Source organism: Mongoliimonas terrestris (assembly GCF_001927285.1).
In the GTDB taxonomy this organism is placed as follows: Bacteria; Pseudomonadota; Alphaproteobacteria; order Rhizobiales; family Pleomorphomonadaceae; genus Chthonobacter; species Chthonobacter terrestris.
In genome coordinates, this window is sequence record NZ_MSIG01000001.1 from 17,962 (window position 1) to 44,710 (window position 26,749).

The window sequence follows — 26,749 nt, forward strand, 5'->3', positions numbered from 1 at the left end:
CGTCGGCGGTTCACCATGCCATCAGCTTGTCCCGCGCGGGGGACAGGCTGATGGAATACCGCTCACCCGGCCATGCTACTCGTCGTTATCAGGCCGGGGTCGTCGACTTCATGCGCTTTGCTTTGTTGTAAGGGTACAGCGAGTATCGCGGTCGGACCTTCGGTTCTCAATGACCCAAGGTAGGCTTCTTAGTTCAGATTCTCGCGGAGCGTCGCCCCGGTGTATCGGGTCCTGGTGAGGCCGCGCCGCTGCAGTTCCGGCACCACGTAGTCGACGAAGTCCCGCAGATGGCCCGGTACCTCCAGGCCCTTGGCCAGGATAAAGCCGCCGTTCTGGCCGGTCGCGTCGTGCAGTTCCTCCATCCGATCCACGATCTGGCGCGGGGTGCCGCGGAGCGCGAGCGTCTTGGCGATGGCGTTCTTGCGGCCGAACTCGCCGATGGTCATGGTCGGGTCGCTGGTCTCCACGGCTTCGGCGAAGCTGCCCCAGTGAACGTTCTGGGCCTTCACGGCGTCGGCCACCTCCGACAGGGGCATGTCGTTCGGCAGGCTGGCGAAGTCGAGGCCGTACATGTGGGAGAGCTCGATCAGACCGGCTTGGGGCGGGATCTTCTCCACATACTGCCGTTCCTTCTCCAGCGCATGCTCCACGCTGTCGGCGACCTGGACGCGGATCGACCAGAAGACGCCGAGATCGCGCGGGCGGCGGCCATGGGCGACGAGGCGCGCGTCGAGGTCGGCCCGGTGCTTGCGCATGCTTTCGATGGTTGCCCGGCCGACGAACTGGTATTCGGCGAAGGTGGCTGCGAGATCCATGCCGGCGGGTGACTGGCCCGCCTGGATCAGTACCGGCCGGTGCTGCGGCGACGGCGCCACGGGCAGTGGGCCGCGCACGTTGAAATACTTGCCCTTGTGGTTGATGAGGTGGACCTTCTCCGGATCGGCGAAGATGCCGGTTTCCTTGTCGAAGACGATCGCGTCCTTCTCCACGCTGTCCCAGAGCGCGCAGGTGACGGCCATGTGCTCGCGGGCTTTCACATAGCGCTCGTCGTGGTCGATCATCTCCTCGTAGCCCCAGCACGCCGCCTCGTTCTTGTAGGCCGACGTGACGGCGTTCCAGGCGATGCGGCCGCCGGTGACATGGTCGAGGGAGTTGAACAGCCGGGCGACGTGGAAGGGGTGCTGATAGGTGGTTGACATGGTGAGGCCGAAGCCGACGCCCTTGGCGGCGCGGGCCATCAGCGGCACGAGCGGCATCATATCGTGCTTCGGCCAGCGCATGCCGTAGCGCACGGCGGCATGATGGTTGCCACCGTGGTTCTCCGAGGTGTTGGCCGAATCCCCGAAGAACAGCATGTCCATGACGCCGCGGGAGGCGAGACGGGCGCAGTCCTCGTAGAGATCGGGCGCGCCGTAGTAGGGATAGCCCTTCCAACTCGCGTCCGCCCGCCACAGATAGTCCGTGTGGATGTGCGATAGGTCGGCGGCCATGTGGATGATGGTCGATTCAGCCATGCGCTTGCTCCGTGATTCCTTGCAGCGGCATTGCCCGCATCACGCGGGGGCGTAGATCCAGAAGTCGGCCACGACGGCGGCGCCGGGAGCCGGCAAGGGCGGGACGCCGACGCAGACGAAGGGGTGCGGCCGGGCGCCGTAGCGCTCGCGCCAGGCGGCCGTGATCCCGGCGAAGGCGGTGACGTCGTCGACGAAATACTGGGCGCGGACGACATTCTCCGGCGCTGTTCCGGCTGCGGCGCAGATGGCCTCCAGCATGGCGTAGATGGCCTGGCCCTGGGCATGGCCCGCATGGGCGAGCCCCGGGAAGGCCGCCGAGCTGGCGGCCCCCTCGATCTGGCCGTCGGTCCCGAACGCCATCAGGCCGGACGGGAAGACGAACTCGCCGACGCGCACGCACGGGCCGTAGGTCGCCATCGGCGGAAGGACCACGTCCACCACCGTCTTTTTACGGCGGCTGTCGGCCTTGAGGCCGATGAGGTTGATCTCCACGATGCCGCCGACCGTGCCGTAGGACTTGGTCGGCACCACCGTGACCGCGCAGGGAATGTCCGCGAAGTGCTGCTGCCAGATCTCGGCGAAGTCCGGATAGTGCTCGGCCTTCTCCACGTAGACCTGGGCCTTCACGGCGTTCTCGAGCGACGATCCGGCCGCCTCCATGGCAGGCTTCAGCTTGTCCAGGATCAGGAATTCGGTCTGTTTGCGAATGTCGAGGCCGCCCCACCGGGCGTGATCCGGGATCCGCACCTTGGGATGCAGCCCATCGCCGGCCCCGGTCGCCATCTGGCCGGCGATGAAGATGAAGTCGTCGCAGGTGATGGCCGGCACGAAGCCGGACCAACTGGGTGCCGCCACGTCCTTCGGATAGACCCGCTCGATCCGGTAGGCGTCGTCGGGAACGGTGGCGATCAGTGAGGCGGAGATGGAGGAGGTGCCGGCAAAGCAGCGCTCCATCACCACGGACGTGCTCGGCGGGATGTAGTCGCCGAAGGCCGCCCGGCGGGCCTGGTGGTAGGGCTCCACCGGCGCCGGGGTCGGGTAGTACTGGTCGAGCCGCACGCCGCGGGAGAGGTCCGAGCCGAACGACGTCAGGATATCCTGCATCCGCTCCAGGATGTAGTCGCCCTCCCGGCGGAGCGGCGGCAGGCCGAACAGCGGAAAGCCGGGCGGTCCGGACACCGGGCCGGTGTCGCCGGTCGCAAAGTCGAAGGCCTCGTGCCCGGTCAGGAAGATGAAGGGGCCGGCCTTGACGGCATAGGCGTAGGCGACGCCGCTGCCGGCGAGACTGGCGACGGATCTCACTTCGATGGTCGACATGGGAAAGCTCGCGTTGGCCGGACGGCCCGGCAAGGGTTCAGGACGGAACGGCGAGGTAGCGTCTCAGCAGGATGGTGGTCGTCCAGTGGAAGACCTGGTCTGTCAGGAAACCGACCAGGCAGATGGTCACCAGGGCGACGAAGATCCGGTCGGTCTGAAGGAGCAGCGAGGACTGCTGAAGCAGGTAGCCGAGGCCGGAGTCGGCGGCGAGGAGCTCGGCCGGGATGATGCTGACGAAAGCGGACGCAAGGGCGAGCCGCATGCCGATCACGATGAAGGGCACCGCCGACGGCAGCACGATGAGGCGGAAGATCTGCGCCTCCGACGCGCCGAGGCAGAGGGCTGCGTTCTGGCGGATCTGCGGCGTGCGCAGCACCCCGGCGATGGTGTTGATGAGCACGAGCGAGACGGTGCCCCAGAAAACCAGCGCGTACTTGGCGGTCTCGCCGATGCCGAACCAGATCACCACGATCGGGATCATGGCGGTGGGCGACAGGAAGCGAGTGATCTGGACCATGGGGTCGAGGAGATCGTGGAGGGACTTGATCCGCCCCATCAGGAGCCCGACCAGGAGCCCGACCGAGACCCCGGCCGTGTAGCCGACCGCCACCCGCGAGAGGCTCATGCCGATGTCGCTGTAGAGCTGCCCGCTTTCCGACATGGGACCGAACGCCTTGAGGACGGCGAGCGGCGGCGGGATGAGGAAGGGCCCGGCGACATAGTGCGAGATCAGGTACCAGCCGACGAACGCGAGGGCGAAGGACGCCATCACGTAGGCGACGCGGCGCGCGACGGCGCGCTGGGCCGCCGTGAGGCGGCGTGGGACGACCGTCGGCGCGCCCGGGCCGGGGCCGGGCATGGCCCGGCGCCCGCGATAGGCGGGCGAGGGGGCGTGGGACGCGGTCATCGGCCCGCCTCCTCACCGGCCGGCCCGTGGAGGAGCCGTTCGAGCTGGGCGTATATCCGGCCGAGTTCCGGATCGCCGGGAACGCGCGGTCGGGGCCGATCGACCTCGACCACATGGGCGATCCTGGAGCCGGGGCCGACGCTCATCACGGCGATGCGGTCCGCCAGGGTCAGCGCCTCCATGATGTCGTGGGTGACGAACACGATGGTGCGCTTCTCCCGCTCCCACACCTCCAGCAGCGCCTCGTGCATGCGGCGGCGGGTGATGGCGTCGAGCGCGGCAAACGGCTCGTCCATCAGGAACACGTCCGGCTGGACGGCAAGCGCCCGGGCGATCTGCAGACGTTGCCGCATGCCGCCCGAGATCTCGCTCGGCACCTTGTGCCTGTGCTCGGCGAGGTTGACGAGCGTCAGGCATTCCTCGGCGCGGGCGCGCCGCTCGCCCGCCGGCAGGCCCTGCAGCTTCAGGCCGAACTCGACGTTCTGCTGCACGGTCTGCCAGGGCAGGAGCGCCGCGTTCGCATCCTGGAAGAACATCACCCGCTCCTTGCCGGGGCCGGCGATCGGCTTGCCGCGGTAGAGCAACTGACCGCCGGACGGCTTGTCGAACCCGGCGAGCAGGTTGAGCAAGGTGCTCTTGCCGCAGCCGGATGCGCCGAGAAGACAGACGAACTCGCCGCTTTCGATCGTCAGGTCGACGTTCTTCAGGGCGACGTAGGGCTTGTCCTCACCGAAGACCTTCAGGAGGTTGCCGATGGTGTAGACCTCCTCGCGGGCCGGGCGGACGGCCCGGTCGAGAGGGGGCTTGGCCGGGGTGAGCGTGGCAAGGGACATGCGCGTCTCCTCAGATGCGACCACGGGAAGGGCGGATCAGCAGGGCGGCGGGGCTTCGGCGACGAGCGTCGGGTCGAGTTCCTTCAGGCCGTCCCAGACCCATTCGCCAAGGTCGGACGGCTCGCTGCGAAGACCGGCGCGCTGCTGCCACTTGTTCTCGCGGCAGAAGTCCTCGAAGAAGACGTCGTCGATCTTAAGCACACGCTCCATGATACCGCGGGACGTCAGGACCTCCTCGCGGGTCAGGCCGAACCGCTTGTCGAGGTAGGCGATGGTCTCCTCCTCCTCGGCTTCGGCGATCTTGCGGCCTTCCTGGAGCGCGGCGACGAAGCGGCGGACCTTGTCGGCGTTCGCCGGGTCGGCGAGGTATTCCTTGCGGGCGCCGAAGACGCTGTAGCCCTTCACGTAGCCTTCGGCGGTCGTCAGGAAGTGCACCTTGTCGCCGCAGATCTCCTTGGCCTTGGTGGGCGCCGGGAGCCACACGAAGAAGCCGTCGATGTCGCCCTGGCAGAGCGCCACGGGCATCAGCGGCGGATCGAGGTTCTTCACCGTGACGTCGGCCTCGGCGATCCCGTTCTGCGCCAGATACTCGGAGATGAAGTAGGAGCCGGTCGATCCGACGCGGGTGGCGATGGTCTTGCCCTTCAGGTCCTCGGGCTTCTGGATCTCGACCTTGGTGACCCCGATGTAGCCCTTGGAGTCGCGATTGGACGCGGCGATGACCTGGTAGGAGCCGCCGTTCTGCCAATACTGAAGCGCCGGCAGGTCGCCGGAGAAGATGACGTCGCCGGCGCCGGTCTTGAAGGTCTGGAAGGCGGTGGTGCCCGACGGAAAGAGGCGGATCTGCACGTCGAGGCCCTTCTCGGCGAAGATCCCGCGGGCCTCGGCCATCCACATGCTGTCGGTGCTGACGCCGGGCTGGGCGAACACCTCGAGCTTGTCCAGGTCGGCCGCGAGGGCCGGCGCCGCGGCAAGGAGGCCGGCGGCCAGAGACGCGGCGATGATGGCGGGCCGGAGAGCCCATTCTCGGACGGCGGTGACTGCGCTCGATCGCATCGACGATCCCCTCCAGGTGCGTTGACAAGTGCCGCGCTGCCGGGAAACCGGTCGTTTCCAGCGGCTTGGCGACCCGGGTAGGGCTTTGCAACGGGTGCGCCACAACGTATGATGATGGTTCAAGAGCGCTTTGCCCGACCGGGGCCGTCCCCAGCCGGCGCGCCCGGGTCCTGCGGAAAGCCGCAAGAAAGCCGCAAGATCGATTGCCGCGAGGGCGGGTTCGGCCCTCTTCCGCATGGGGCGACGGCCGTATTGCGGGGATGGTCGGGACAGCCTTATGGCCCGGATCAGCGGGCGGCTCGGCCCCGATTTTTATAAGCTGCGGTTATGTTCGTCTGCTCAATCGGCGTCCACTTGCCTAGCCGCATCGGGCCGTCCGCGCCGGCTATCCGCGAGCGCCGTTGCATGAAGCCGGCCTCCCCGAATGTTTTTCTCCGAGGTCATCGGGCGGCGCCGCGGCGCGCCTCCACCGGAATGGCGATCCGCGGGCGGTTCCCGTCGGGCGCGGCGAGGGGCGGGTCCTGGACGGTCCGTCCGCGCCCTTTCACCGTGCCCGTACGGCGGGCCGCGGCACGCAAGTTGCGACCTTACGGATCAGGACGAGACGATCCATAAGGACGGATGAACGCATGACGGGTCTTCAGGCAGTCTCCGGCGCCGCCATCGCCTGGAACATCGTGACGGCGGCCGGAGGAACCGTGGGGGCGATCCTCGCCTACCATGCGGGCCTCCCGCTTCCGTTCCTCCTCGGCTCGCTGATCGCTGTCGCGGTCATCTCGGCCGCAGCCCCCGTCCGGATCGCGCCGCGGTTCCGCAACACCATGGTGGCGGTGCTCGGCGTGCTCCTCGGCAGCGCCTTCACGCCCCAGTTCGTGGAGACGGCCGCCTCCAACGCGGTGGCCTTCCTGTTTCTGGTGCCGTTCACGCTCGGCGCCACGGCGATCGTCTTCACCATTCTCCGCCGGACCACCTCCCTCGACCAGACGACGGCCTACTTTTCCGCTGTCCCCGGCGGCGTCAACGAGATGACGATGCTGGGCGCCGAGCGGGGCGGCGACGAGGCCGCGCTGGCCGTTCATCACTCCATCCGCGTGATCCTGGTCATCGTCGTGGTGTCGCTCATCTTCGCCGCCCTCTACGGGCGTGGCGCGACGGTCGGCGTGCTGCCGAAGGCGGAGAGCCTGGACCTCCGAGACTACGGGCTCATCGCACTGATCGGTGCCGGCGGTGTCGTTCTCGGGCGGATGGCGCGGACGCCCGCACCCTTCATCCTCGGCCCGCTCGCCGTCAGCGCCGTCGTCCACGTGGTCGGGTGGACGGACGTGAAGCCGGACTTCCTGCTGGTCTCGGCCGCGCAGATCGTGGCGGGGTCCGCGCTCGGCACCCAGTTTCGCCGCTTCTCCCGCCGCGATCTCGTGTCCGCCGGAATGAACGCGGTGAAGATCGCCACCCTTCTCATCGTCCTCACCGTCGCCTTCGCCTACGCCATGACGTTCGTGGTCGACCGGCCGTTCGGGGTGCTCTTGATCACCTACGCGCCGGGCGGGCTCGGCGAGATGGGCCTGATCGCCCTTTCGGTCGGCGCGGATGCGGCCTTCGTCAGCACCGGACAGGTGGTGCGCTTCTTCCTCGTCGTCAGCTTCGCGGCCTTCTTCCATCGGCCCTACGCCAGCCTCCTCGGCGGGGCTCTCCGGCATAAGGCTGGCTTATGAGGCGGCGCACAATCAGACGGCATCCTGCATCGAGCCGATGGGCAGTGCGCCGAGGTCGCTGGCCAGCAGGTCGCCGCAGACGAAGCGGTCGGCCGCGAACGGCGCATGGCGGGCGAGCTCCGGCAGGACGTGGGAGGTCAGGATGTCCGTGCAGATCCGTGTCATCCGCTGCGCCACGTCACCGAGCCGGTGCGCCGGGGCGGCGAGATCGATGAAGCGGGAGAATTGCATCTCCGGGATCGGTGCGACGACCAGCTCGCCCACCTGCACCCGTCCGGAATAGAGGCAGAGCGGCGTCATGATGCTCCAGGCCTGTCCCTGCCGCACCAGATCGATGATCGGCGCCGAGGACACGAAGTTCAGCGCGCGGGGGAGGACCAGGCCGTGACGATCGAGCTCCCGGTTGATCGTCGCCGACATGCGGTGGCCGCTGCCGTAGCCCACGTAGGCCAGCCGATGGCCGAGTTCGTCGAGCGCCGCCAGGTCGGTCGGCGGCCGCATGCCGGCGGGCAGGACCAGGACGAAGGGTTCGCCAATCAGGGTGTGCCGCTCGATGCCCTCCAGGTCGTCGAGCCGCTCGGTGGTGACGATGATGTCCATGTTGTTGCGCAGGAGTTCCGGCACCAACGGCCCGACGATGCCGCTGGTCACCGACAGGGCGCCGACGAAGCCGCGGAGCGCCGGGACGAGATGCGGCACCAGCGCGGGCGCAATGGATTCAATGATGCCGATGCGCAGCTCCGGCACCTCTACGGTGCGGTAGCCCTTGAGAAGGTGCTGCAGATCCTGCACGTCCGACACGATCCGCATCGCCCGCTCGCGCAGGAGAGCGCCGGCCGGCGTCAGCCGGTACGGGCGTGCGCTCCGGTCGAACAGGGGGGTGCCGAGTTCGCGTTCCAGTTGGGCCATGCGCTGGGACACCGCCGCCTGGGAGACGCCCACCTGTCCGGCCGCCGCGGTGACACCGCCGGCCTGACACACCGAAAGGAAGATCTCGATCGCCCGAAGATCCATGTCTGGTGACCCTTTCGCCCTCGGCGCGAACGGGGAGGAGATCTCCCCCCATCGCACACGTGTCCGGGCGGTGGCACGCAAGAACAAGGCCACAAGCGGCCAAAATTGATTGGATCTGTCTTGAAACGCATTGCCGTCGCGGTCTCGTCCGGTCTCAGGGGTTATGTCGCGCCGATCCGGGAACGGCCTCAGATCGGCGTGATGCTGGTGGTGGTGACCCTGGTGATGTCGGGAAATGCGCTCGTCGCGCCGGTGCTCTCGCTCTACGGCCAGACGCTCGCCGCCTCCAGCACGCTGGTCGGCATGATCATCACGGTGTTCGGCGTCGCGCGCCTCTTCGTCAACTATCCCGCCGGGGTGCTGTCGCAACGCTGGGGGCGTCGTCCGCTCCTTGTGATCGGCCCGGCGGTCATCGTCGTCGGCTCCGTCGGCGCCGCGCTCGCCGGCTCGATCGAGTGGCTTCTGGTTTCTCGTTTCGTGCAGGGGCTGGGGTCAGGCATCTACATGACGACGTCCCTGGCGGCGATCGCCGACCTTAGCCGCGACGGCTCCCGTGGCCGCCTGCTCGCGCTCTACCAGTCCGGCATCTGGCTCGGGGCCGGGCTCGGGCCGGTGGCGGGCGGAACCCTCGCCCACCATTTCGGCCTCGCGGCGCCCTTCTGGGCCTATGGGGCGGTCTGCGCCGCCGCGGCGATCGTGGTGCTGGCCCAGCTTCAGGAGACCCGGGTCAAGGATCCGCCGATGGCTGCGCCCGACGGATCGGCGACACCGCCCGCGCCGGTCTCGCTCTGGCGCCTGCCGCTCTTCCCGGCGCTCTGCGCGATGACGTTCGGCACCTTCTTCACGCGGACCGCGACCCAGTGGCTGACGATCCCGCTCATCGCCCACACCCGCCACCAGATGGGCGTTGACGCGATCGGGGCCGCCCTGGCGGTGTCGGCCGTGGGCACCTTCCTGATGCTGCCGATCGCGGGCGTCCTCATCGACCGGAGGGGGTCCCGTCAGGTCATCGTCGCGTCGACCGGGGTCACGGTCGGGTCGCTCCTCGTCATCGCTCTTGCGCCGCACGTGGGACTGTTCTGGCTCGGGATGCTGCTTCTCGGCATCGGGCTCGGCCTCTCGGGGCCGGCCGTCTCCGCCTGCTCGGCGGAGATCGTGCCCCGCGCCGCCTACGGACCGGCCATGGGCATCCTGCGCACATGGGGCGACGTGGGCTTCGTTCTCGGCCCCATCCTGGTCGGCGCGATGAAGGACGTCGGCAATATCGGAGCGTCCGGCGCCGTCGCGATGAACGCACTCATCCTCCTGATGCTTCTGCCCGGCTTCCTGCGCGCCCCGAAAGCGATTGCATGATGCGGTCGCCACAATGCCGTCCTAGCCCGTACGGTTCTGCTCTTCCCGGTCGTGACAGGTGATCGAGCGCGTCGTGATCAGTACGAGCCGTGTCCACTTCTGGGATGTCTCGGCCATCGCGGTCGTGGACAAGGCGATCATCGGTTGGCCAGCGACTAAGCTCACGGCCCGCTGCGTGGGAATCTGAACAACTGAAGCCGGCTGCCGGACCGACGTTGCGAGCCACCATCACAGAGCCTATCCGGACAGATTGCCACGCTGCACCCTTAGCATAGAAAGGTGGGCTCCACGTCCGAGCGGATCATGCTATTCAAAGTCAGCGCGCGCGCCGATAGTGCAAAGCAATTGCGCCATTGCGGAGCGGCTTCGCCGAGATCAGTTCGAGCCGTCGCGCACTGGGTAGCCCGGCTTGATACAGGGTCGGGCCATGGCCAGCGATCCTGGGATGGACGAGCAGTTGATACTCGTCGATCAAATCCAGCCGGTCGAGTTCGGTTGCAAGTTTGCCGCTACCGAGCAGCACGCCGGCCGGAGTGGCGTCTTTGAGCCTCTGGACGCCTGTTCGCAGGTCGTCGGCGATGTGGTGGCTGTTGGCCCACGGAAAGTCCGTTCGCGTCAACGACACCACGAACTTCGGTTTGGCGTCCAGCTTGACCGCCCACTCGCGGATCGCCGGCGGCGCCTCCACGTCGCCCCGGGCGACCGCCGGCCAGTAACGCTCCATCATCTCGTAGGTGATGCGGCCCCACAGCATCGCGCCGCGCTCGTCCATAAGGCGGGTGAAGAACGCGTGCGTCTCGTCGTCCGCGATCCCCTGTTCGTGGTCGACGCAGCCGTCGAGGGTTACGTTCAAGCTGAAAGTCAGGAGTCCCATTGAAAACACCTAAGCCATAAGCTTGGAGAGATCCAAGGCCCACGACGCACGATCGTTGTTCAACGTTCTCTCCCGGTCGACAGCTGCCGGAACTTGGGTTCCGAAATGCGCCAGGAGAGGACGTCCTGGACCTTAAACGACAACCCACGACATCGCATCTAAGCGACGTCGACTGTCGGGTCGGTCGAGCGCAGCAGCGCGGGCTCGGACAGAGCGTCGGCAATGGTCGTGTGGTCGAGAACCCTCCGGGCCGAGTTCGCCACTTCGGAAAACACCTTGCGGATGCGGCAGGCCGCTTCGTCCCGGCAGTCCTCGCACCGCCGATAGGCCGTGCGGCTGAGACAGGGCAGTGGCGCGATCGGGCCGTCGACCAGCCTGAGGACATGGCCGAACGTGATCGTGTCGGCCGGCCGAAGCAGCAGATACCCGCCGGCGGCGCCGCGGCGCGCCTGGACCAGACCGTCGCGCTTCAGATCGACCAGGATCTGTTCCAGAAATTTCTTCGGAATGCGCTCGTTCTCGGCGATCTCCGCGGCCGACATGGACCGAGGACCGGACTCGGCCAGGGCGAGTAGAGCCCGCAACGCATATTTCGACTTCTGAGAGATCATGGTCCGGAACGGCGGGTCATTTCCTAGTTGCACATAGAGTATGACAGACCTTGCGATTCTTCCAGGCGACTGGCCGATCAAAGCACCCGCATTCTGTCGCCTGCCTCGCCGCGTATCGGGTGGGGCGATCGAATGGCTTGCGGGACGGCGCCACCCGGCCATACTCTACTAGTGCCGAAGGCGTTCCCCTGTCGGGGCCGACAGCCCGGATCCGGTAGACCCGTGGTCGTCGCAAACCGCGCGGTGCGCCAAGCTTTCGCATGACACCGGAGCGATGTCTTGCCGACCTGACGTTACCGCCAGAATGGGCGAACCCGTCAGGAGCAGGATCGCCCTCACCAGGGTCTCTGCGGAAGAGAGTTCTCCTCTTTCGCAGTCGATCTTTGGAATGGACCGGCGACCGCTTTTCCGATTTCCTCCTGAATCAGTAGGGTTTATCGAGAAGGAGCGTTGCATGACCTCGACCGTGATCATCGGCCTGTCGGGAAGCCTCAACCGTCCGTCGCGGACACGGGCGCTCGTGGAGACGGCCGTAAGCCGCGCCGCCAGCCGCATCAAAGCGCGGTCCGTGGTGGTCGACCTCCTCGATTTGGGGCCGGACCTCGGGACGGCGCGGCGTTTGTCCGACCTCTCGGCGGTGGCCCGCGGGACTGTCGACGCGATCATCGGGGCCGACGCCCTCGTGGTGGCGAGCCCCGTCTACAAAGGCAGCTACACCGGCCTGTTCAAGCACCTGATCGATCTGATCGACCCCCTCGCCCTCGTCGGAAAGCCCGTGCTTCTGGCCGCGACCGGCGGCGGCGATCGCCACGCGCTGGTCGTCGAACACCAGCTTCGGCCTCTGTTCGCCTTCTTCGAGGCCGCGACGCTCGCGACCGGGATCTACGCGTCCGAGAAGGAGATCGACTACGACGGCACCGTGTCGCCGGGGCTCTCCGATCGTCTCGATCGAGCCGTCGCCCAGTTCGAACCTCATCTCGGCGCCCGCGCCACCGAACCGCGCAGCCCGCGGACGCTGCCGCCCGCGCGATCGAGCGAACCGATCGCCGCCGCCGCAAGCGCCTGACGGCGCCCGCCTTCCCGACCCATAGACCCCCGCAAGATCGAGCGCCCGTTGCGGCGCCAAGGAGAAGTCATGTCCAGAAAGATCCGTCTCGGCGCCTTCCTTCCCGGCGGCGGCCAACACATCGCCGCCTGGCGCCATCCGGACGCGCCCGCCGACGGTGCAACCAGCTTCCAGTTTCATGTCGACCTCGCCAAGGAAGCCGAGCGCGGGCTCTTCGACGCCTATTTCCTCGCCGATACCCTCGCGATCGCCTTCGGCGGCGGGATTGAAGTCGGCAATGCGAAAGTCGCCGGGTTCGAACCGGTGACGCTCTTTGCGGCGCTGGCACCGCTCACAACGCACCTCGGTTTCATCGCCACGGCGTCGACCACCTACGAGGAGCCGTACACCATCGCCCGCAAGTTCGCCTCGCTCGACCTGATCTCGGATGGCCGCGCGGGTTGGAACGTGGTGACGACGGCGACCGAAGGCGCGGCTCACAATTTCAACCTCGACCGGCAGCATCCCCACGCCGTCCGCTACAGGCGCGCGGCCGAGCACGTGGAGATCGTCAAGGCGCTCTGGGACAGCTTCGAGGACGACGCCTTCATCCGCGACAAGGAGACGGGCCGCTTCTTCGACCCGGCCAAGGTCCACTACACCGACCACAAGGGCGAGCACTTCAAGGTGCGGGGGCCGCTCAACGTCAGCCGCAGCCGCCAGGGCAATCCCGTCATCGTTCAGGCGGGTCAATCCGACGACGGCCGCGGCCTCGCCGCGGCGACCGCCGAGGTGATCTTCACGGCGCACCAGAAGCTCGAGACGGCGCAGGAATTCTACCGCGACATCAAGAACCGCGCCCGGGGCCTCGGCCGGAACCCGGACCACATCCTCGTCATGCCCGGCGTCTCTCCCTTCGTCGGCCGCACCAGCGCGGAGGCGCGGGAGAAGTACGAGCGGCTGACCAGCCTGATCCTGGAGGCGGACGGCATCGCGCTGATCGAGGGCCTCACCGGCGGCACGCTCGACCTCACCGGCGTCGACGTCGACGGACCGCTGCCGCCGGTCGGCCCGACGGAAGGCATGAAGTCGCGCCAGGCGCTGATCCGCCAGATCGCCGACGAGAACGGCTTCACGATCCGCCAGCTCTACCAGCACGTGGCGAGCGCCCGCGGCCACTTCACCGTCGTCGGCACGCCGGTCGAGATCGCCGACACGCTGGAGGACTGGTTCCGCAACGGCGGCGCCGACGGGTTCAACATCCTGCCGCCGTGGCTGCCGACCGGCCTCACCGACTTCGTCGACCTCGTGATCCCCGAACTGCAGCGCCGCGGCCTGTTCCGGACCGCCTACGAAGGCAGGACGCTGCGCGAGAACCTCGGTCTGCCCGTTCCGGAGAACCGCTGGGCGGCCGCCCGTCGAACCGTCCATGCCGCGGAGTGAGATCATGGTTTCCCTCGACACCACGTCCCTTGCGATCCGCTCGCAAGCCGGAACGGCCGGCGCGCTCCTTGGCCGAAGCACCGCCGTCGTCGGCCAGACCGCCCGCCGCTATGGCCTGCTCGCCGGCTTTCTCCTCGCCTGGCAGATTGGCTCCACCTACGGCTGGATCAACCCCACCGTGTTCCCGCCGCTGGACCGGATCCTCGCCGCGACCTGGTCCGGCGTCGCGGGCGGCGCCCTCATCGACGACGTCGCCATCAGCCTGCAGCGGTCGGGTCTCGCCTTTGCGGCGGCGGTCGGGCTCGGCGTTCCGCTCGGGCTCTTCATGGGCCAGATTAGATCGGTCGAGCAGGCGCTCGATCCCATCCTGCAGTTCTTCCGGCAGACGTCGGCGCTGGCGCTCTATCCGGTGTTCATCCTGCTGCTCGGCCTCGGCGAAGCCTCCAAGGTCTTCGTGATCTTCTGGGCGACGCTCTTCCCGATCCTCCTCGCCACCATCGGCGGGGTGAAGGAGGTGGACCGCAAGCTCATCGAGATGGCCGCCACCTTCGGCGCCTCGCGATCGACGATCTTCCGAAAGGTGGTCCTGCCGGCATCGGTGCCGTCGATCTTCGTCGGCCTCCGCCTCTCGGCGACGACCGCGCTGCTGCTGCTGATCGCGGCCGAAATGATCGGGGCGAACAAGGGCTTGGGCTTCCAGGTGATGAACGCCCAGTACAATTTCCAGATCCCGCAGATGTTCGCCGCCATCCTGCTCCTGGCCCTCCTCGGCCTCTCGGCCAATGCCGCGCTCGTTGCGCTCCAGCGCCGGTTGTGCCGGTGGGACGACGCCGCGCGCTGACCCAGCTCTCCGCTCTCCTTCTCCAACGACAAGGACCCACGCCCATGACCTTCCATGTTCGCGCGTTCGCCCTTTCGGCGACGCTCCTCTTCGGCATCTCGCCCGCCTCCGCCGACGTGACCATCCGCTATCTCGCGAGCCAAGGCGGCCTCTCCGCCCACGAGCTTGCCGCCGAACTCGGCTACTTCGACGGAGCCGGCATCACGCTGGAGAACGTCGGCTACGCCCAAGGCGGCCCGGCGTCCCTCGTCGCACTCGCCGGTGGCAGCGTGGAGCTCGGGTCGGCCGCCACCGCGGCGGTCCTGAACTCGATCGCGGCCGGCAACGACTTCGTCGCGGCCTTTCCGTCGAACGGCATCAACGACGAGGCCCAATCCATCTTCTACGTGCTGGACGACAGCCCGATCCGGTCGGTGGAGGACATCGTCGGCAAGACCATCGCGGTCAACACGCTCGGCGCCCATCTCGACTACGTCGTCCGGGAAGCGCTGCACCAGAAGGGCCTGCCGGAAGACAGTGCCAATCTGATCGTGGTGCCGGGGCCGCAGCTGGAGCAGGTGCTCCGGTCGGGCCAGGTCGACATCTCCGCCTTCGGCTACTGGCAGACGACGTTCACCGGGGCCGCTCTCAAGACTGGCGGCCTGCGCGCCGTGTTCGACGACACCGACGTGCTCGGCGAGATCGCCGGCGGCTTCATCGTGCTGCGGCGCGACTGGATCGAGGCCCATCCGGCCGAGGCGAAGGCCTTTGTCGAGGGCTCGGCCAAGGCGCTGGACTTCGCACGCGAAAATCCCGAGAAGACCCGCGAGATCTTCGCCCGGGTGCTGGCCGACCGCGGTGAGAACGCCGACGTGGCGCAGTATTTCGCCGGCTACGGCGTGCGCGAGGGCGGCCTGCCCGTCGAACGCGACATCCAGTTCTGGATCGATGTGCTGGAACGGCAGGGTGGCATCCCCAAGGGCAAACTCATCGCCAAGGACATCCTCTACACCGGGGCCGACGGCCCGGTGGCGAACTGAGGGGCCGCGATGACCGTGCAGTCCGCCGTCCGTCGTGGAGAGGTCACGGTCCGTGACCTCTCCAAGTCCTTCACCTTGAACGGCCGTCGCCTCGATGTGCTCCGCGGCATCCAGCTCGATGTGGACGGCGGCGAGGCCTTGGCGATCGTCGGCCCGTCCGGCTGCGGCAAGACCACGCTCCTTCGCGTGCTTGCCGGGATCGAGCCGCCGGACGACGGCAGCGTCCTGATCGACGGGCGTCCCGTGCAGGGGATCGGCACCGAACGGGCGATCATCTTCCAGGAACCGCGGCTTCTGCCCTGGCTGACGGTGCTCGGCAACGTGTCCTTCGGGCTTCAGGTGCGCGGCACGCCGAAGGCCGAAGCGGAGAGCCGCGCCCGCCACTACATCCGCCTCGTCGGCCTCGGCGACTTCGAGAGCGCCTATCCGCGACAGCTGTCGGGCGGCATGGCGCAGCGTGTCGGCATCGCCCGGGCGCTGACCGTCCAGCCGGAGATCCTGCTGCTCGACGAGCCTCTCGGCGCCCTCGATGCGATGACCAAGCTCACCATGCAGGAGGAATTGGCGCGGATCTGGCGCGAGGAGAACGTGACGCTGATCCTCGTCACCCACGATCTGGAGGAGGCCATCGTGCTCGCCGACCGCGTGCTGGTGCTGCCGAAGGAGAAAGGGGCCGCGTCGCGGGTGATCGACATCGATCTTCCACGGCCGCGCGATCGGAGCGAAGCCCGGTTTGTCGCCATGCGGCGACGGCTGATGGCCGAGTTCGGTCTGCATTGATCAAAGCCGTGCCTGAGGGCGACGGCCGATGATCGAGGAGCGCACCGGTTCACGGCGCTGAATCGGAACGGTTTTGCCCACAGGGCGGCCATGAATGACGCGCTCCAGCTCGGCGTTCCAAATCTGACCGTGGAACAGGAATTTCGTGCCACATCTTTCGACTGATCCATGATGGACGGTTCGGAAGGCCCGGCTGATCCGCAAATGCAGCCTTGTCGACCGGCTCAGCGGCGGCATCCGGCTCGTCCGATCAGTTGACAATTCATATCGGATTCGTAGGATTACCCCTATCAAGACCGCAGGAGGACACCCATGGCCACCATCAGACAGCTCGTTCTGGGTACTGCCGCCAGCCTCATGCTCGGCCTTGCGCCGGCTATGGCGGACGTGACGATCCTCAACGTCAGCTACGACCCGACCCGCGAACTCTATAAGGAATTCAACGCCGCCTTCGCGGCCGACTGGCAGGCCAAGGGCGGCGAGGCGGTGACGATCGAGATGTCGCACGGCGGCTCCGGCAAGCAGGCCCGGTCGGTGATCGACGGGCTCAACGCCGATGTGGTCACCCTGGCCCTCGAAGCGGACATCAACGCCATCGCCGAGGCGACGGGCAAGATCCCGGCCAACTGGCGGACGCTGCTGCCCAACCAGAGCGCACCCTACACCTCCACCATCGTCTTCCTCGTCCGCAAGGGCAATCCGAAGGGGATCGTCGACTGGGGCGACCTGGTGAAGGACGGCGTCGAGGTGATCACGCCCAATCCGAAGACGTCCGGCGGTGCCCGCTGGAACTATCTCGCCGCCTGGGCCTGGGCCGACAAGGAATACGGCGGGGATCGCGAGAAGATCCTCGCCTATCAGCGGGAGCTGTTCCGCCACGTGCCGGTTCTCGACACCGGCGCCCGCGGCTCGACCACCACCTTCGTCCAGCGCCAGATCGGCGACGTGCTGCTCGCCTGGGAGAACGAGGCCTTCCTCGCGCTGAAGGAATTCGGCGAGGATGCCTTCGAGATCGTCGTGCCGTCGATCTCCGTGAAGGCCGAGCCGCCCGTCGCGCTCGTCGACGGCAACGTCGATGCCAAGGGCACGCGCGAGGTTGCCAGCGCTTATCTCGATTTCCTCTATACGGACGTCGGCCAGCAGCTTGCCGCCAAGCACTTCTACCGCCCGTCCCGGCCGGAGGCGGTCGCCCCCGCCGATCTGGAACGGTTCCCGGCGACCGAACTCGTGTCGATCGACAGCGACCTCTTCGGCGGCTGGGTGAAGGCGCAGCCCGAACACTTCGGCGACGGCGGCATCTTCGACCAGATCTACAAGCCGGGACAGTGACCCCCATGGTTGCCGCCGCCCTGTCGGGGCCTTTCCGCAAGCCGAGCATCCTGCCCGGCTTCGGCCTGACGCTCGGCCTCACCCTCGCCTGGCTCGGGACCATCGTGCTGATCCCGCTCGCGGCGCTCGTCCTGAAGAGCGCCGGCCTCGGCTGGGAGGCGTTCGGCACGCTCGTCACGGATCCGCGGACGATCTCCGCCCTGAAGCTCTCCTTCGGGGCGGCGCTCGTGGCGGCGACCATCAACCTCGTCTTCGGCCTGCTGCTCGCCTGGGTGCTGGTGCGCTATCGCTTCCCGGGCCGGCGGCTGATCGACGCCTTCATCGACCTGCCCTTCGCGCTGCCGACGGCGGTCGCCGGCATCGCGCTCACGGCGCTCTACGCCCCGAACGGGTGGATCGGCCAGTTTCTGGCCCCGCTCGGCATCAAGGTGGCCTATACGCCGCTCGGCGTCGTCGTGGCGCTCGTCTTCGTCAGCCTGCCCTTCATCGTCCGCACCGTCGAACCGGTGCTCGCCGAGATCGACCGGGAGGTCGAGGAGGCGGCGGCGAGCCTTGGGGCCAACCGGCGGCAAACCGTGTTCGGCGTCGTGCTGCCCACGCTGATGCCGGCGCTGCTCACCGGCTACGCGCTTGCGCTTGCCCGCGCGGTCGGGGAGTACGGCTCGGTGATCTTCATCGCCGGCAACATTCCGTATGTGTCGGAGATCGCGCCGCTCCTCATCGTCATCCGGCTGGAGGAGTTCAACTACGCCGGCGCGACGGCGGTCGCCGCTGTGATGCTGGCGATCTCCTTCGTCATGCTCCTCGTCATCAATCTCATCCAGGCCTGGTCCAGGCGGAGGTTCGGCGATGGCCGCTGACGTTGCGCTTTCCGTCCCGGCGGCCGAGGAGGCGCCGTTCGGCGACGTCCGATCGGCGGCGCGCCCGGCCAAGCCCTGGCGCCCGCCGACCGACGAAACACCCGTCGTCCGGCGCACCCTGATCGGGATCGCGCTTGTCTTCCTCGGCTTCGTGCTGTTCCTGCCGCTCGTCGCCGTCTTCGTCGAGGCGCTCCGCGGCGGCGTCGCCCTCTATTGGGCGGCGATCACCGAGCCGGACGCGCTGGCGGCGGTCCAGTTGACCCTGCTCGTCGCCGTGATCGCCGTGCCGGTCAACCTCGTCTTCGGCGTCGCCGCCGCCTGGGCGATCGCCAAATACGAGTTCAGGGGCAAGAGCCTCCTGACCACGCTGATCGATCTGCCCTTCTCGGTGTCGCCGGTGATCTCCGGCCTCGTCTTCGTGCTGCTGTTCGGCGCGCAGGGGTTCTTCGGGCCGTGGCTCCAGAGCACGGGCGTCCAGATCATCTTCGCCGTGCCGGGGCTGGTGCTGGCGACCCTGTTCGTCACCTTCCCGTTCGTCGCCCGCGAGCTGATCCCGCTGATGCAGGAGCAGGGAACGGGAGACGAGGAGGCGGCCCTCTCCCTCGGCGCCAGCGGCTGGCAGGCCTTCCGTCTCGTCACGCTGCCGAACGTGAAGTGGGCGCTGCTCTACGGCGTGCTCCTCTGCAATGCCCGAGCCATGGGGGAGTTCGGCGCGGTCTCCGTCGTGTCCGGCCACATCCGCGGCCTCACCAACACGATGCCGCTCCATGTGGAGATCCTCTACAACGAGTACGCCTTCTCGGCGGCCTTCGCGGTCGCCTCGCTCCTTGCCCTCCTCTCGCTCGTCACGCTCGCCGCGAAATCCATCCTGGAATGGCGCTATGCCCAGGATATCGCGGCCACGCGCGGCCGCGGCCACTGAAGGTCTTTGCCCATGGACATCCGCATCGAGCGCATCGCCAAGACCTTCGACCGCTATCCGGCGCTCAACGACATCTCGCTCGACATCCGGTCCGGCGAGCTGGTGGCGCTGCTCGGCCCGTCCGGCTCCGGCAAGACCACACTGCTCCGCCTGATCGCCGGGCTGGAGCAGCCGTCGGCCGGCCGGGTCTGGTTCGGCGCGGAGGACGCCTCCTCGCTGACGATCCAGGAGCGCAACGTCGGCTTCGTCTTCCAGCACTACGCGCTCTTCAAGCACATGACGGTGCTCGACAACATCGGCTTTGGCCTGCGCGTCCGCCCGTCCGGCCGGCGGCCCGCGAAGGCGGAGATCCGACGGCGCGCCGAGGCGTTGCTCGACCTCGTCCAGCTCTCCGACCTCGGCAGGCGCTTCCCGGCGCAGCTCTCCGGCGGCCAGCGCCAGCGCGTGGCTCTCGCCCGCGCGCTTGCCATCGAGCCGCGCGTCCTTCTCCTCGACGAGCCGTTCGGCGCCCTCGACGCCAAGGTGCGCAAGGACCTCCGCCGTTGGCTGCGCGAGATCCACGACCGCACGGGCCACACCACGGTCTTCGTCACCCACGACCAGGAGGAGGCGATGGAACTCGCCGACCGGGTGGTGGTGATGTCGAACGGAAGGATCGAGCAGGTCGGCAGCGCCGACGAGATCTACGACGCGCCGGCCTCGCCCTTCGTCTTCTCCTTCATCGGCGCGTCGAACGCCCTGCCGATCCGCATCGCCGGCGGGCAGGCCCTCTTGGACGGGACCGTTCTGGACCTGCCCCCGCTCGCCGAGCGCGACGGGGAGGCCCGCCTTTATCTGCGGCCGCACGACCTCGCCGTCGTCGACGCGGGCGAAGGCACCATCATCGGCACGGTGGCCGCAGTCCGGCGGACCAGCGGACACCGCCTGGTCGAACTTGCGATCGGCTCCGCTGGCGATCGCGTCGAGGTGGAGGTGCCAGCGAGCCGAGCCGTCAGCGCCGGCGAGCAGTTGGCCGTGAAGCCGCTGCGTTGGCGCATCTACCGGGACACGAACGCGCAGGCCCTGGCCGCATGATCCCCGTCCCGATCTGGCCCCGCTTCCTTTCGCTGAGACCGACGGAGCGGCCGGTCCGGATCGGGATCGTCGGATGCGGACTCACCGGCGCGGCTGCGGCCGTCGCTGTCGCCGATCGCTTCCGCCGTCCGGTGGATCTCACCCTGGTCGATGCCTCCGGACGGTTCGGCTACGGTCTCGCCTACGGGGAAGGCGCGCTTGCGGGGCTGACGCTCAACGTCCGGGCCCGGGACCTGTCGCTGTTTCCGGATCGACCGGACGACTTCGTCGACTGGTTGATCCACCGGGGTCACGGACCCCGCCCCGAGATCAGCGCGGGTTTTCCCGAACGGTCGCGGTTCGGGGCCTATGTCGCCGACCGTCTGGCCGATCGGCTGAAGGGGCGCCGCGATCTCTCGGCCACCCTGTTGACCGATACGGCGATCGCCGGGCATCCGGTCGACGACGGCATCGAGATCGCGTTCCGCCGGTCGCCGGCGAGACGCTTCGACGCCGTCTTTCTGGCAACCGGCTGGGGCCTTCCGGCCACCCCGCGCCGCTTCGGCCGCAGCCCCTTCGCGCCGCTTCCGGAGGGCCTCAAGCCCTTGGACCGGATCCTGATCGTCGGGACGGGCCTGTCGATGGTGGACACGCTGCTCACCCTCAGGGCGGCCGGGCACGATGGACCGATCGAGGCGATCTCCCGGTGCGCGTTGCTGCCTCATCCGCACACGACCGATCCGGCCGATCCCGGTCTTGTGGATCTTCGCACCGTCGGATCCCTGTCGGGTCTTGTGCGGGCCGTCCGACGGACGATGGCGACGCGAGAGAAGGCCGGCGGCTCCTGGCAGGGCGTCGCCAATGTGGCCCGGTCCCAGGTGCAGGACGTCTGGACCTCCTTCGGCGTCGCCGACCGGCAGCGCTTCCTCACCCATGTGGCGCCCTATTGGGAGAACGCCCGGCACCGCCTGCCGATGGGCCATTATGCGTTCCTGATGTCCGAAATCGAAGGCGGCCGGCTGATCCTGCGATCCGGGAAGGTACGATCCGTCGAGCAGGTGACCGACGGATACCGGACGATCCTCGAAGAGGCGCCCGCGGAGGGTCTCGTCCACGACCACGTTTTCGACTGCACCGGTCACCGGCCCGCCGTCGAGAGCCCGCTCATCCGCTCCCTCGCCGCGCAAGGGCTGGTCCGCCTCGATCCGCTCCGGCTCGGCCTCGATGTGGCGCGCTCCGGCCGGGCGCGTCTGCGGCGGGGCATCGCGACCGCGCCCGTCTTCGCCCTCGGACCGCTCGGGCGCGGCAGCCTCTACGAGATCACCGGCGTGCGCGAGATCGTCGAACAGGCCTTCAGGGCCGTGGATGCGATCGATAAGCTGGAGCGCCGGAAGGCCCGCGGCGATCAGGCGCCTGCCGCCTGGGACGTGTTCGCGTTCCGCTGACGGGCTCGGCCGGCCGCGCTCGGAAGTCCCTTGTTGCCTGCCCAGGGCGAGAGGCATGCATGTCCATTGATCAGGCCGCCATCATCGCCTTGGTCGGGCTTCTGCTCATCGCCTATGCGAGCGAACGCTTCCGGATCGAGGTCGTCGCTCTCGCCGGACTGGGGACAGCGATCGCGTGGGGCCTGGTCCCCTTCCCCGACGCCTTTTCCGGCTTCTCCAATCCGGCGGTCGTCACGGTTGCCGAAATCCTGCTGCTCGTCGGCGTCCTGACCCGCACGCGGCTCATCGACCGGCTCGCCGCCATCCTCGCCGCCCGTCTTCGCGGCGAGCGGGCGGTGATCGCGGCGGTCTGCGGCCTCGGCGCCGCCGTTTCGGTGTTCATGAACAACATCGGCGCGCTGGCCCTGATGCTCCCGCTGACGGTCGCCGTCTGCCGGGCCGCGTCGGTCCGGCTCGGCCACGTGCTGATACCGCTCTCCTTCGCGACGCTCCTCGGCGGCACCTGCTCGCTCATCGGAACGCCGGCCAACCTCGTCGTCTCCTCCGTGCGCACCGAGGCGCTCGGGGCCCCGTTCGGCTTTTTCGACCTCGCCGTCTACGGCGGTCCGGCGACCCTCCTCGGTCTCGGTGTTCTTGTCGCCCTCGCGCCCATCCTTCTTGCCGGACGCGGCGACGACGGCGGTCCCCCGCCGATCGCCGGGCCGCGCCGGTTCCTCGCCGAATTCAAGGTGCCGGCCGTCTCGCCCCTGATCGGGCTGACGGTGGATCAGGCGGAACACCACGCGGGCGGCACCATTCACGCCCACATCCGGGCCGGCCGGCACGTGTTCGGCCGCCGCGACGCGGTCCGGATCCTGGCGGGCGACGTGGTGCTGATCGAGGCCGACGTCGCCGACGCGATCGCCCTCCGGGAGCGGGGCGACGCCGATCTCGTCGACGACGGCGCGGCCGACTGGGCGGAGGCGGTCGTGCTGCCCCAGAGCACGGTCATAGGCTCGACGGCGCGCGGCATCGCCGCCTTTGAGCACCACGGGGTGACCGTCGCCGCCATGTCGCCGCAGACGAGCCGGATCGAAGGCCGCCTTGCCGATGTCCGGATCGCCATCGGTGACGTCCTCCTGCTCCGCGGTCGACGCGAGGCCATCGACCGGGCGATCGAGGACACCGATTGCCTCGCCGTCTCGCCGCGCGGGCTCGCCGCCATCCAGCCGAGCGGACCGATGGTCCTGGCCGTGTTCGCCGCCGCGGTGACGCTCGCCGCCACAGGCCTTCTGCCGCCGGAGATCGCCTTCGGCGCGGCGGTCCTCGCGCTCGCGTTGTCCGGGTTCCTGGACCTCCGTACCGCGCTCGCGAGCCTCAACTGGCCGGTCCTCCTCATGCTCGCGGCGCTGATCCCGATCGGCACCGCCTTCCAGGAGACCGGCGCCGCCGCCGTGATCGCGCAAGGGCTGCTCGATCTCACCGGCGCGTCCGGCGCCGTCGCGGTGATCGCGGTCATCCTTACCGTGGCCGTCATCGTGACGCCCTTCGTGAACAACGTCTCGGCCGCCACCGCCCTGGCGCCGATCGCCCTCTCGCTTGCCGAGGCGACGGGCCTTCCGCCCGATCCCATTCTCATGGCGGTCGCCGTCGCCGTCTCCTTCGACTTCCTCACCCCCTTCGGCCACCACAACAACACGATCGTGATGAGCGTCGGCGCCTACCGCTTCGCCGACTTCGTCCGCCTCGGGCTGCCGGTCCTCGTCGTCTGCGCCGGATCGATCCTCCTGATCGCAGCTATGAAGATCGGGTGACGGGTACCCTCGGCTGTGGGTATGCGGTCCGGCGTTCGCCGCGCCGGTTTCCGCGTGCGGTCATCAGTGGCCGGAACTTGAGTTCCGAAATGCGTCGATTGCGTTGTTAAACCTGGCGCAGAACGTGGGCCGATGCGGCTGCAAGTTCGTTCGCCTGCAGACGCAATCGGCGTCTCGTCCTCTCAGGCCACGACGTTCCCGGCGCGGGAACCAGCTTGGCCAGCGTTTGGAGGGTCTGCGCCGCGGCGGCGAGGTGGAACTCGTCCCTGGTCCCGTTCGGACCGCGCAGCCTCAGCCAGTCGAGGCGCAGGATCCGCTTCAGGTGTGCAAAGAGCATCTCGGCCTTTTTTCGCTCGCGGCGGGAGACGGGTACTCCTCCGCCGCGGCGATGTCGCGGGCCCTGGTGAAAGCTCGCCTGCTCGCAGGCCCATAGGCCAGCAAGGCAGCGTCGGACCCGGATCTGAAGGCCGTTTGACAGTCAACGATCGCGGCGGTGCGAAGCGTCAATCCCGCTGGCGCCGATCGATCGAGGAAGTCCACGGCGTCTTGTTTCCGTGACACGCGACGCGGCGAGCCGCGCGACAAAGGCGCGAAACGCCTCACGGGTGTTTGTGTCCGGGCGAAGGGGAACTCCCTTTCGGCAATGCTGGAGCACGCCACGATGGTTACCGTGACCGGAACAGACAAGAACGACAAGGCCTGGCTGATCGAATACAGCCTCGTCCTTCAGGACTGGATCGTCCTGGGCGGACTGCAGGGCAGCGGTGCTGCCGACACGATCGACGGCAAGGGTGGGGACGACACCATCTTCGGATGGGGAGGCGATGACTGGCTGTACGGCGGAAGCGGGAAGGACCGCATCGCCGGCGGCAAGGGGAACGACCACATCTTCGGTGGCGACGGCGACGACCACGACCTCGGCGGCGGGGACGGCGACGACTACATCGACGGCGGCAGCGGCTACAATGTCTTCTACGGGGGCGCGGGCAACGATTCCCTCATCTCGCTGAACGGCACCGAAGGCAATGCCCTCCACGGCGGCAAGGGCAACGACACCTACATCATCGATTCAGCCAACGATCGCGTCGCCGAGTACGACGGCGAAGGCTACGACCGCGTGCTGTTCCGCGGCTTTGAATTCAGACCCAATCTCGAGATCCTCTACGACCCGAACCAGACCAGCAAGGATCCGGACGTCCTATTCACCTCCGAGATCGAGGAGATCGTCTACGACGGTCCGTCCAAGACATCCGTCGTCGTCGAGGGAACCTCGACGAACAACATCATCCGGACGAAGGACGGGTCGGACACCATCTATTCCCACGGCGGGAATGACGTCGTCCACGCCGGCGGCGGTCAGGACACGGTCAACGGCGGCAATGGCAACGACAAGCTCTACGGCGGCGACGGCCAGGACGAGCTCTCCGGCGACCGGGACGACGACGTCCTGGACGGCGGCACGGGCGCCGACCGTCTGTTCGGCGGGATCGGCAACGATCGGTATGTGGTCGACAATGCGGACGACCTTGTTCTCGGCGAAGTCGTGGGCGGCGGCTTCGACGTCATCGAATCGGCCGTCCTCAGCACCATGGCGCTGAAGGACGTCTGGGCGAACACGGGATCCGACCTGCGCTACGTCGAGGGCCTCGCCTACACCGGATCCGCGGCGGCGGTCCTCACCGGCAACAGCTTGGGCAACCAGCTCAGCGCCTTCTGGGCGGCCGGCGCGACCCTGAAAGGCGGTGCCGGGGACGACACCCTCTATGGAAGCGGCAAGGCCGACGTCCTTGAAGGGGGCGACGACGACGACACGCTCTACGGCGGCGGCGGCCACGATCACCTGGAGGGCGGCTTCGGGATCGACACCTACTTCGGCGGCACCGGCAACGACACCTATGTGGTCGACGCCAGCAGCGAAAAGGTCGTGGAGCAGGCCGGCGAGGGCTATGACACCGTGCTCGCATGGGTCGACTACGTGTTGTCGAGCAACGTGGAACGGGCGGATCTGCTGTCCGACATGGGCGGCAGCCTGATCGGCAACGACCTGGCGAACACGCTCACCGGCAGCAAGGTGGGCGGCAACACGCTGAACGGCGGCGGGGGCAAGGACAAGCTGACAGGCGGCAACGCCAGCGACACGCTGATCGGTGGAACCGGCCAGGACAGCATGTACGGCTTTCTGGGCGACGACACCTTCCATGTCGACAGCGCCGACGACATCGTCCACGAGTGGCTCGATTCCGGAGAGGACAAGATCGTCACCAGCGTGAACTACAGCCTCAACGACCTGATCTACGGGTACGTGGAGGAGCTCGTCGCAGAAAACCTGGACAAGAGCTTCGTCCTCTCCGGCAATCAGCTCGACAACACGATCCGTGCCGCCGGAAAGGACGACACCCTCAGCGGGAAGGGCGGCCAGGACCGGCTGTTCGGCTATGCCGGCGCGGACACCCTGTCGGGGGGTGTGGGGGACGACCGTCTCTATGGCGGCCTCGGCAACGACAAGCTCTTCGGCGGCGAGGATGACGACACGCACTACGGGGGCGGCGGAGCCGACACCTACTTCTTCAAGTCCGGCGACGGGGCGGACACGATCGCGGACTTCGAGGACGGTTTGGACAAGGTGGCGGTAACCGGCGGAAAGCTGTCCGATCTGGTGCTCGGAGAGACCGCCGATGGCGTGACGATCAGCTTCAGCGGTCTCGACTTCTCGGTCCTGCTGGCCGGCATCAACCCCGGCGCCGTCACGGCCGCGGATTTCGTCTTCGCTTGAGCGGCCAGAACTGATGGACGAAGGCCCGGCGGTCCCCAGCCGGGCCTTCTTTTTTCGGAGGCTGAAACATTCGGCGGCATCGGCCGGAAACCTCGCCGCCGCAAGGTCTCTTTCGTGAGCCGACCCCACCGGGAGAGCCTTGATGCCATCGGACGAGATTGAACGGATCGAAGCGCGGTTCGCGATTCCCCGCGCCGGCGAGAGCACGACGGGCAGCCGTCCTGCGGCCCGTCGATGGACCAGGGCCGGCCGCGC

At 68.0% G+C, this 26,749-nt stretch carries 22 protein-coding genes and 1 pseudogene; 14 read left to right on the forward strand and 9 right to left on the reverse strand.

From position 1 onward, the window contains the following. Positions 1–188 precede the first annotated feature (188 nt). The 5 genes from BUQ68_RS00075 to BUQ68_RS00095 are packed head-to-tail and all read right to left on the reverse strand — an operon-like array spanning position 189 to position 5,627. Positions 189–1,514 carry an NtaA/DmoA family FMN-dependent monooxygenase gene (locus tag BUQ68_RS00075; protein ID WP_075213903.1) on the reverse strand — a complete coding sequence of 442 codons (1,326 nt, stop codon included), beginning with the start codon at positions 1,512–1,514 and terminating at the stop codon, positions 189–191. A 39-nt stretch (positions 1,515–1,553) separates the two neighbouring features. Beyond that, a complete protein-coding gene (locus BUQ68_RS00080; RefSeq protein ID WP_075213904.1) occupies positions 1,554–2,831 on the reverse strand; it encodes a RidA family protein in 1,278 nt (425 codons plus the stop codon). Between the two features lie 37 nt (positions 2,832–2,868). Beyond that, positions 2,869–3,738, reverse strand: a complete 870-nt coding sequence (locus BUQ68_RS00085) for an ABC transporter permease (protein WP_075213905.1) — start codon at positions 3,736–3,738, stop codon at positions 2,869–2,871. Continuing rightward, positions 3,735–4,571 (reverse strand): ABC transporter ATP-binding protein, encoded by an 837-nt coding sequence (locus BUQ68_RS00090; protein WP_083656021.1) that lies wholly within the window; start codon positions 4,569–4,571, stop codon positions 3,735–3,737. The genes BUQ68_RS00085 and BUQ68_RS00090 overlap by 4 nt, the downstream gene beginning before the upstream one ends. Positions 4,572–4,607: 36 nt before the next feature. Beyond that, positions 4,608–5,627 (reverse strand): ABC transporter substrate-binding protein, encoded by a 1,020-nt coding sequence (locus tag BUQ68_RS00095; RefSeq protein WP_075213906.1) that lies wholly within the window; start codon positions 5,625–5,627, stop codon positions 4,608–4,610. Between the two features lie 629 nt (positions 5,628–6,256). Here BUQ68_RS00095 and BUQ68_RS00100 point away from each other — a divergent pair. Next, entirely contained in the window at positions 6,257–7,339 is a 1,083-nt protein-coding gene (locus tag BUQ68_RS00100) for an AbrB family transcriptional regulator (protein WP_075213907.1), read from the forward strand. Positions 7,340–7,351: 12 nt separating this feature from the next. Here BUQ68_RS00100 and BUQ68_RS00105 read toward each other — a convergent pair whose 3' ends face one another. Then, a complete protein-coding gene (locus tag BUQ68_RS00105; RefSeq protein WP_075213908.1) occupies positions 7,352–8,353 on the reverse strand; it encodes a LysR family transcriptional regulator in 1,002 nt (333 codons plus the stop codon). Positions 8,354–8,473: 120 nt separating this feature from the next. Between BUQ68_RS00105 and BUQ68_RS00110 the strand changes: the two genes are divergently transcribed. Next, positions 8,474–9,706, forward strand: coding sequence for an MFS transporter (locus BUQ68_RS00110; RefSeq protein ID WP_075213909.1), 1,233 nt, complete (start codon positions 8,474–8,476; stop codon positions 9,704–9,706). A 316-nt stretch (positions 9,707–10,022) separates the two neighbouring features. Here the strand turns inward: BUQ68_RS00110 and BUQ68_RS00115 are convergent, their stop codons facing one another. Beyond that, positions 10,023–10,580 carry a dihydrofolate reductase family protein gene (locus BUQ68_RS00115; RefSeq protein WP_075213910.1) on the reverse strand — a complete coding sequence of 186 codons (558 nt, stop codon included), beginning with the start codon at positions 10,578–10,580 and terminating at the stop codon, positions 10,023–10,025. 158 nt (positions 10,581–10,738) lie between these two features. Then, positions 10,739–11,191, reverse strand: coding sequence for an RrF2 family transcriptional regulator (locus BUQ68_RS00120; protein WP_075213911.1), 453 nt, complete (start codon positions 11,189–11,191; stop codon positions 10,739–10,741). 454 nt (positions 11,192–11,645) lie between these two features. On the opposite strand from BUQ68_RS00120, the gene msuE reads away from it, so the two are divergent. The 11 genes from msuE (at position 11,646) to BUQ68_RS00175 (ending at position 23,721) form a co-directional block, all read left to right on the forward strand. Then, on the forward strand, positions 11,646–12,257 hold the full coding sequence (msuE, locus tag BUQ68_RS00125) for an FMN reductase (protein ID WP_075213912.1): 612 nt from the start codon (positions 11,646–11,648) through the stop codon (positions 12,255–12,257). Positions 12,258–12,326: 69 nt separating this feature from the next. Next, positions 12,327–13,679: an LLM class flavin-dependent oxidoreductase gene (locus BUQ68_RS00130; RefSeq protein WP_075213913.1), complete on the forward strand. Its 1,353-nt coding sequence runs from the start codon at positions 12,327–12,329 to the stop codon at positions 13,677–13,679. A gap of 4 nt (positions 13,680–13,683) precedes the next feature. After that, entirely contained in the window at positions 13,684–14,520 is an 837-nt protein-coding gene (locus BUQ68_RS00135) for an ABC transporter permease (RefSeq protein ID WP_083656144.1), read from the forward strand. 44 nt (positions 14,521–14,564) lie between these two features. After that, entirely contained in the window at positions 14,565–15,539 is a 975-nt protein-coding gene (locus tag BUQ68_RS00140; protein ID WP_075213915.1) for an ABC transporter substrate-binding protein, read from the forward strand. 9 nt (positions 15,540–15,548) lie between these two features. Beyond that, positions 15,549–16,319 (forward strand): ABC transporter ATP-binding protein, encoded by a 771-nt coding sequence (locus tag BUQ68_RS00145; RefSeq protein ID WP_075213916.1) that lies wholly within the window; start codon positions 15,549–15,551, stop codon positions 16,317–16,319. Between the two features lie 312 nt (positions 16,320–16,631). Then, complete coding sequence (locus tag BUQ68_RS00150) at positions 16,632–17,648, forward strand: sulfate ABC transporter substrate-binding protein (protein WP_075213917.1); 1,017 nt, start codon at positions 16,632–16,634, stop codon at positions 17,646–17,648. Between the two features lie 5 nt (positions 17,649–17,653). Continuing rightward, complete coding sequence (gene cysT, locus BUQ68_RS00155) at positions 17,654–18,508, forward strand: sulfate ABC transporter permease subunit CysT (protein ID WP_075213918.1); 855 nt, start codon at positions 17,654–17,656, stop codon at positions 18,506–18,508. Then, positions 18,498–19,430 (forward strand): sulfate ABC transporter permease subunit CysW, encoded by a 933-nt coding sequence (gene cysW, locus BUQ68_RS00160; RefSeq protein WP_083656025.1) that lies wholly within the window; start codon positions 18,498–18,500, stop codon positions 19,428–19,430. The genes cysT and cysW overlap by 11 nt, the downstream gene beginning before the upstream one ends. 12 nt (positions 19,431–19,442) lie before the next feature. Next, positions 19,443–20,504: a sulfate/molybdate ABC transporter ATP-binding protein gene (locus BUQ68_RS00165; RefSeq protein ID WP_075213919.1), complete on the forward strand. Its 1,062-nt coding sequence runs from the start codon at positions 19,443–19,445 to the stop codon at positions 20,502–20,504. After that, positions 20,501–21,928, forward strand: coding sequence for an FAD/NAD(P)-binding protein (locus tag BUQ68_RS00170; protein ID WP_075213920.1), 1,428 nt, complete (start codon positions 20,501–20,503; stop codon positions 21,926–21,928). Before BUQ68_RS00165 ends, BUQ68_RS00170 begins: the two co-directional genes overlap by 4 nt. 59 nt (positions 21,929–21,987) lie before the next feature. After that, a complete protein-coding gene (locus BUQ68_RS00175) occupies positions 21,988–23,721 on the forward strand; it encodes an SLC13 family permease (protein ID WP_075213921.1) in 1,734 nt (577 codons plus the stop codon). A gap of 205 nt (positions 23,722–23,926) precedes the next feature. Here BUQ68_RS00175 and BUQ68_RS22990 read toward each other — a convergent pair. After that, positions 23,927–24,120: pseudogene (locus BUQ68_RS22990) on the reverse strand (transposase); the annotation flags it as partial. Positions 24,121–24,214: 94 nt separating this feature from the next. Here BUQ68_RS22990 and BUQ68_RS00185 point away from each other — a divergent pair. Then, positions 24,215–26,494, forward strand: a complete 2,280-nt coding sequence (locus BUQ68_RS00185; protein ID WP_139315108.1) for a calcium-binding protein — start codon at positions 24,215–24,217, stop codon at positions 26,492–26,494. Positions 26,495–26,749 lie beyond the last annotated feature (255 nt).